Source organism: uncultured Aquincola sp. (assembly GCF_964001545.1).
In the GTDB taxonomy this organism is placed as follows: domain Bacteria; phylum Pseudomonadota; class Gammaproteobacteria; order Burkholderiales; family Burkholderiaceae_C; genus Aquincola.
The window spans coordinates 1-5,858 of the sequence record NZ_CAXFDV010000448.1; the positions used below are offsets into that span (position 1 = coordinate 1).

At 68.4% G+C, this 5,858-nt stretch carries 7 protein-coding genes; 5 read left to right on the forward strand and 2 right to left on the reverse strand.

The genetic code is table 11. The features are described from left to right. The gene (locus ABNT58_RS15315) at positions 1 to 864 is read right to left on the reverse strand and encodes a fumarylacetoacetate hydrolase family protein (protein ID WP_348754325.1); all 864 of its coding nucleotides are present in this window, start codon (positions 862 to 864) and stop codon (positions 1 to 3) included. A gap of 108 nt (positions 865 to 972) precedes the next feature. On the opposite strand from ABNT58_RS15315, the gene ABNT58_RS15320 reads away from it, so the two are divergent. Together ABNT58_RS15320 and ABNT58_RS15325 are read left to right on the forward strand one after the other, a co-directional pair. Further along, entirely contained in the window at positions 973 to 1,446 is a 474-nt protein-coding gene (locus ABNT58_RS15320; protein WP_348754326.1) for a GFA family protein, read from the forward strand. Between the two features lie 10 nt (positions 1,447 to 1,456). Beyond that, positions 1,457 to 2,353 (forward strand): 2-dehydropantoate 2-reductase, encoded by an 897-nt coding sequence (locus ABNT58_RS15325; RefSeq protein ID WP_348754327.1) that lies wholly within the window; start codon positions 1,457 to 1,459, stop codon positions 2,351 to 2,353. On the opposite strand, the gene aspA is transcribed toward ABNT58_RS15325, so the two are convergent. Continuing rightward, positions 2,331 to 3,755, reverse strand: coding sequence for an aspartate ammonia-lyase (gene aspA / locus ABNT58_RS15330; protein ID WP_348754328.1), 1,425 nt, complete (start codon positions 3,753 to 3,755; stop codon positions 2,331 to 2,333). The genes ABNT58_RS15325 and aspA overlap by 23 nt on opposite strands. Before the next feature lie 191 nt (positions 3,756 to 3,946). Between aspA and ABNT58_RS15335 the strand changes: the two genes are divergently transcribed. The 3 genes from ABNT58_RS15335 to ABNT58_RS15345 form a co-directional block, all read left to right on the forward strand. After that, positions 3,947 to 4,603 carry an amino acid ABC transporter permease gene (locus ABNT58_RS15335; RefSeq protein WP_348754329.1) on the forward strand — a complete coding sequence of 219 codons (657 nt, stop codon included), beginning with the start codon at positions 3,947 to 3,949 and terminating at the stop codon, positions 4,601 to 4,603. An 18-nt stretch (positions 4,604 to 4,621) separates the two neighbouring features. Beyond that, complete coding sequence (locus ABNT58_RS15340; RefSeq protein WP_250198159.1) at positions 4,622 to 5,272, forward strand: amino acid ABC transporter permease; 651 nt, start codon at positions 4,622 to 4,624, stop codon at positions 5,270 to 5,272. Between the two features lie 23 nt (positions 5,273 to 5,295). Continuing rightward, positions 5,296 to 5,858: amino acid ABC transporter ATP-binding protein (locus ABNT58_RS15345; protein WP_348754330.1), on the forward strand; the 563-nt coding region annotated here is incomplete at its 3' end.

Here is a 5,858-nt window from a genome sequence, read left to right on the forward strand (position 1 = left end):
TCAGCCGTCGATCAAGGCCGGGTCCCAGGCATGCACCGTCTGCTGCTGCTCGCCCAGGCCTTCGATGCCAAGGCGCATCGTGTCGCCGGCCTTCAGGTACACCGGCGGCTTGTGGCCCATGCCCACGCCGGGCGGCGTGCCGGTGCTGATCAGGTCGCCGGGCTGCAGCGTCATGAAGCGGCTGACGTAGCTCACCAGCGTGGCCACGTTGAACACCATGGTGCGGGTGCTGCCGTTCTGCACCTGCTTGCCATTGACTTCCAGCCACAGGCCCAGCTGCTGCGGGTCGAGCACCTCGTCGGCCGTCACCAGCCACGGGCCGACCGGGCCGAAGGTGTCGCAGCCCTTGCCCTTGTCCCAGGTGCCGCCCCGCTCGATCTGGTACTCACGCTCGGACACATCGTTGACCACGCAGTAGCCGGCCACGTGCTTGAGGGCGTCCGCTTCGCTCACGTAGCGGGCGGTGCTGCCGATGACCACGCCCAGCTCCACCTCCCAGTCGCTCTTGACCGAACCCTGGGGCAGCACCACCGGGTCGTTCGGGCCCATCAGCGCGGTGATGGCCTTCATGAAGATCACCGGCTCGGCCGGCACCGGCAGGTTGCTTTCGGCCGCATGGTCGGCGTAGTTCAGGCCGATGCAGATGAACTTGCGCATGCCGGCCCAGGGCACGCCGATGCGGCCGGCCTGCGGCAGCGCGGGCAGCGTGGCCACGTCCAGTTCACGCAGCCGGGCCAGGCCGGCGGGCGACAGTGTGTCGGGCGTGATGTCGGGCAGCACGCCCGAGAGGTCGCGCAGCGTGCCCTGGGCGTCGATCAGCGCGGGGCGTTCCTGGCCCTTGGGGCCATGCCGAAGCAGTTTCATCTTCCGTCCTGCAAGAGTGAAGCCGGCATTCAACCATCCCGCGGGCACCGGGCTTGCCGCCGACGCCACCATCCGGGCGCCCCGCCCGCCACCCTGAAAGGCCGTGCCATGCAACTCGAAGGCTCCTGCCACTGCGGCGCCGTGCGCTTTTCCGTGCAATCGCATGAGCCGGTGCCGTTCATGCGCTGCTACTGCAGCATCTGCCGCAAGACGGCGGGCACCGGCGGCTTTGCCATCAACCTGGGCGCCGACCACCGCACACTGAAGGTGCAGGGCGAAGACCAACTGAGCGTGTACCGCGCCCGCATGGACGACGGCAGCACCAGCAGCGGCCAGCGGCACTTCTGCCGCCAGTGCGGCACCGCGCTGTGGCTGTACGACCCACAATGGCCCGACCTGGTGCACCCGCACGCCGGCGCCATCGACACGCCGCTGCCCAGCCCACCCGCGGTGACGCACATGATGCTGGGCAGCAAGCCCGAGTGGGTGGCGGTGGTGGTGGACCGCGAAGACCGCATTGCCGACACCTACCCGGAAGAATCCTTGGCAGACTGGCACCAACGTCACCACCTCACCCGTTAGAAAGGCCCTTATGAAAATTGCCGTGATGGGCGCAGGCGCCGTGGGCTGCTACTACGGGGCATTGCTGGCCGCGGGCGGCCATGCCCTCACCCTGATCGGCCGCGTGCAGCATGTGCAAGCCATGCAGCGCGACGGCCTGCGCCTGTCGACCGCCGACGGCACCGAGTTCGTGGTGCCGGTGCAGGCCAGCACCGAAACCGCCGCCGTGCAAGGCGCCGAGCTGGTGCTGGTGTGCGTGAAGTCCACCGACACCGATGCCGCGGCCGCCGCGATGGCGCCTTACCTGGCGCCCGACGCGGTGCTGCTGAGCCTGCAGAACGGCGTGGACAACGCCGAGCGGCTGCAGACGGCGCTGGGCCGGCCGGTGCTGCCGGCGGTGGTGTACGTGGCCACCGAGATGGCCGGCCCCGGCCATGTGAAGCACCACGGCCGCGGCGAGCTGGTGATCGGCCCTTCGGCCGACAGCGAGCGCATCGCCGAGCTGCTGCGCGCGGCCGGCGTGCCGGTGGAGGTGTCGGACCATGCGATGGCCGCGCTGTGGACCAAGCTGATCCTCAACTGCGCATACAACGCCTTCTCGGCCTTGACCGGCCTGCCTTACGGCCAGCTGGTGCAGGTCACCGGCCTGCTGCCCGCGCTGCGCGAGGTGGTGGACGAATGCCTGCGCGTGGCCCATGCGGCCGGCGTCACCACGCTGGAAGACGAGGTGGTGTGGCAGGCGGTGCTGCGCATCGCCCAGACCATGCCGGGCCAGCGCTCGTCCACCGCGCAGGACCTGTCGCGCAACAAGCCCACCGAGATCGACCACCTCAACGGCTTCGTGGTGCGCACCGGCGAGCGGCTGGGCGTGCCCACGCCGGCCAACCGGGTGCTGTGGGTGGCCGTCAAGGGGCGCGAGACAGCGTGATCGGCTGCGGCGTGGTCAGCATCTCCGGGCGCAGCAGCTGGTCGAGCTGTTCCTTGGACAGCAGGCCCTGGTCCAGCACGATCTGGTAGACGCTGCCGCCGGTGGCATGCGCTTCCTGCGCCACCGAGGTGGCGTTGGCATAGCCGATGTACGGGTTGAGCGCGGTGACGATGCCGATGGAGTTTTCCACCGTGGCGCGCGTGCGCTCGGGGTTGGCGGTGATGCCCTTGACGCAGCGGTCGGCCAGCGTGATGCAGCCGTTGCGCAGGTGCTTGACGCTCTTGAACAGGCTGTGGGCGATGATGGGCTCGAAGGCATTGAGCTGCAGCTGACCCGATTCGGCGGCCATCGTCACCGTCAGATCGTTGCCGATGACTTCATAGGCAATCTGGTTCACCACCTCGGGGATCACCGGGTTCACCTTGCCCGGCATGATGCTGGAGCCGGCCTGCATCGGCGGCAGGTTGATCTCACCCAGCCCGGCGCGCGGGCCGCTGGACAGCAGCCGCAGGTCGTTGCAGGTCTTGGACAGCTTGACCGCCACCCGCTTGAGCACGCCCGACAGCTGCACGAAGCCGCCGCAGTCCTGCGTCGCCTCGATCAGGTTGGCCGCGGTGACCAGCGGCAGGCCGGTGATCTCGCAGAGCTTCTTCATCACCAGCGGCGCGTACTGCGGATGGGCCGTGATGCCGGTGCCGATGGCGGTGGCGCCCAGGTTCAGCTCGCACAGCAGGGACACCGCCTCGCGCAGGCGTAGTTCGTCTTCGCCCAGCATCACCGCATAGGTGCTGAACTCCTGCCCCAGCGTCATCGGCACCGCGTCCTGCAGCTGGGTGCGGCCCATCTTGAGCACGCCCGCGAACTCTTCGGCCTTGGCCTCGAAGGCGGCGCGCAGGTAGGCCATCGCGTCGACCAGGCCCAGGATGCCGTGGTAGGTGGCCACCTTGAGTGCCGACGGATACACGTCGTTGGTGCTCTGGCCGATGTTGACGTGCTCGTTCGGGTGCAGGTGCTGGTACTCGCCCTTGCGGTGGCCCAGCAGTTCGAGCGCGCGGTTGGCGATCACCTCGTTGGCGTTCATGTTGGTGGAAGTGCCGGCCCCGCCCTGGATCACGTCGACCACGAACTGCTCATGCAGCCGGCCCTGGCGCAGCTCTTCGCACGCGGCCACGATGGCCTGGCAGCGGGTGCTGTCCAGCAGGCCCAGCTCATGGTTGGCCAGCGCGGCGGCCTGCTTGATGCTGGCCAGCGCCTGCACCAGCTCGGGGTAGACCGAGATGGGCGTGCCGGTGATGGGAAAGTTCTCCACCGCGCGCAGCGTGTGGACGCCGTAGTAAGCCTCGGCAGGCACGTCTCGGTCACCCAGCAGGTCGTGTTCGGAGCGGGTGGAAGGCGTGTTCATGGGTCAAGGGTCCAGCGCGCCGGCCAAGTGGGCGCGTGGGTCACAGCGTAGCGGCGGCGCCGGCGGATGGAAGCGGCCATGCAACTTCGGGTGCTTTCCATGCGCAAAGCCATCATTGCCAGGCGGCATTGCTTCCGGTTTGGCCGATTTGCGTGCACCGCTTTGGCACACCTCTTGCGATCGGTCCTGGCATGACCCTCGACTTCTCCGCCGTCTTCATCGAATGGCCGATGCTGTTGCGTGGCCTGCTGGTCACGCTGGGGCTGACGGCAGCGGCCGCCACCTTCGGCATCGTGCTGGGCATTGCGTGCGCCTGGGCGCGGGCCGAAGGCCCGGGCTGGCTGCAGGCGGTGGTGGGGGCTTATGTGGAGCTGATCCGCAACACACCCTTCATCATCCAGCTGTTCTTCGTGTTCTTCGGCCTGCCGTCCATCGGCCTGCGGCTGTCGCCCGAGGTGGCCAGCGTGCTGGCCATGGTGCTGAACCTGGGCGGCTATGCCTGCGAGATCGTGCGCGCCGGCATCGAGAACACCGGCCGCGGCCAGATCGAGGCAGCGCAAAGCCTGGCGCTGGACCGCTGGCAGATCTTCTCGCGCGTGGTGCTGCCGCCGGCGCTGCGCCGCGTGTGGCCGGCCATCGTGGGCCAGATCATCATCGTGATGCTGGGCTCGGCCGTGTGCAGCCAGATCTCCACGCCCGAGGCCTCGTATGCGGCCAACCTCATCAGCAGCCGCACCTTCCGCAGCTTCGAGTCGTACATCGTGGTCACCCTGCTCTACCTGGGCCTGGCCGTGCTGCTGCGCAGCCTGCTCAACTGGGCCGGCCCGCGCTTCATCTTCCACCGCTGAGGCACCCGGGGCACACACATGGTCGACTTCACGATCGGCACCATCCTCGGCCATCTGGTGCTGGCCTTGCGCTGGACGGTGGCCTTGTCGCTCATCGCTTTCGTCGGCGGCGCCGCGCTGGGGCTGTTGATGCTGGTCATCCGCATCGCCAAGCTGCCGGGCGCACAGGCGGGCGTGGGCTTGTATGTCCAGGTCTTCCAGGGCACGCCGCTGCTGATGCAGATGTTCCTGGCCTACTTCGGCCTGGCGCTGCTGGGCGTCAAGACCTCGGCGCTGATGGCGGCTTCGGTGTGCCTGACGCTCTATGCCGGCGCCTACCTCACCGAAATCTGGCGCGGCTGCGTCGAGGCCGTGCCCCGCGGCCAGTGGGAGGCCTCGGCCAGCCTGGCGCTCAACCTGCGCGAGCAGCTGCGCCACGTCATCCTGCCGCAGGCCGGGCGCATCGCCATCGCGCCCACGGTGGGCTTTCTGGTGCAGGTGGTCAAGGGCACGGCTCTGGCCTCGGTCATCGGCTTCATCGAGGTCACCAAGGCCGGCCAGATGATCGCCAACGCCACCTTCCAGCCCTTCATCGCCTACGGGCTGGTGGGGCTCATGTACTTCGCGCTGTGCTTTCCCTTGTCGCTGTGGAGCCGCCAGCTGGAACGCCGGCTGCGCATCGCCCGTTGAACCTCTCTCACCGCATCACCGCCATGCAAGACACCCCTGCCCCGCTGGTCCACATCCAGGGCCTGCGCAAGCGCTATGGCAGCAACGAAGTGCTCAAGGGCATCGACCTGCAGATCACCCGCGGCGAAGTGATCGCCCTCATCGGCAAGAGCGGCTCGGGCAAGAGCACGCTGCTGCGTTGCATCAACGGCCTGGAGGTGTTCCAGGAAGGCACGCTGGTGGTCGGTGGCCAGCCGCTCAAGCACGGCGACGCGCAAGCCATGCGTGCGCTGCGCCAGAACGTGGGCATGATCTTCCAGAGCTTCAACCTCTTTCCGCACCTGAACGCCGGGCAGAACGTGATGCTGGCGCCCACGCTGGTCAAGGGCCTGCCCAAGGCCCAGGCGCGTGAACGTGCGGCCGAGCTGCTGGCCCGCGTGGGCCTGGCCGACAAGTTCGACAGCTACCCCGACCAGCTGTCGGGCGGCCAGCAGCAGCGCGTGGCCATTGCCCGCGCGCTGGCGATGAACCCCGAGGTGCTGCTGTGCGACGAGATCACCTCCGCGCTGGACCCCGAGCTGGTGGGCGAGGTGCTGCAGGTGGTGGA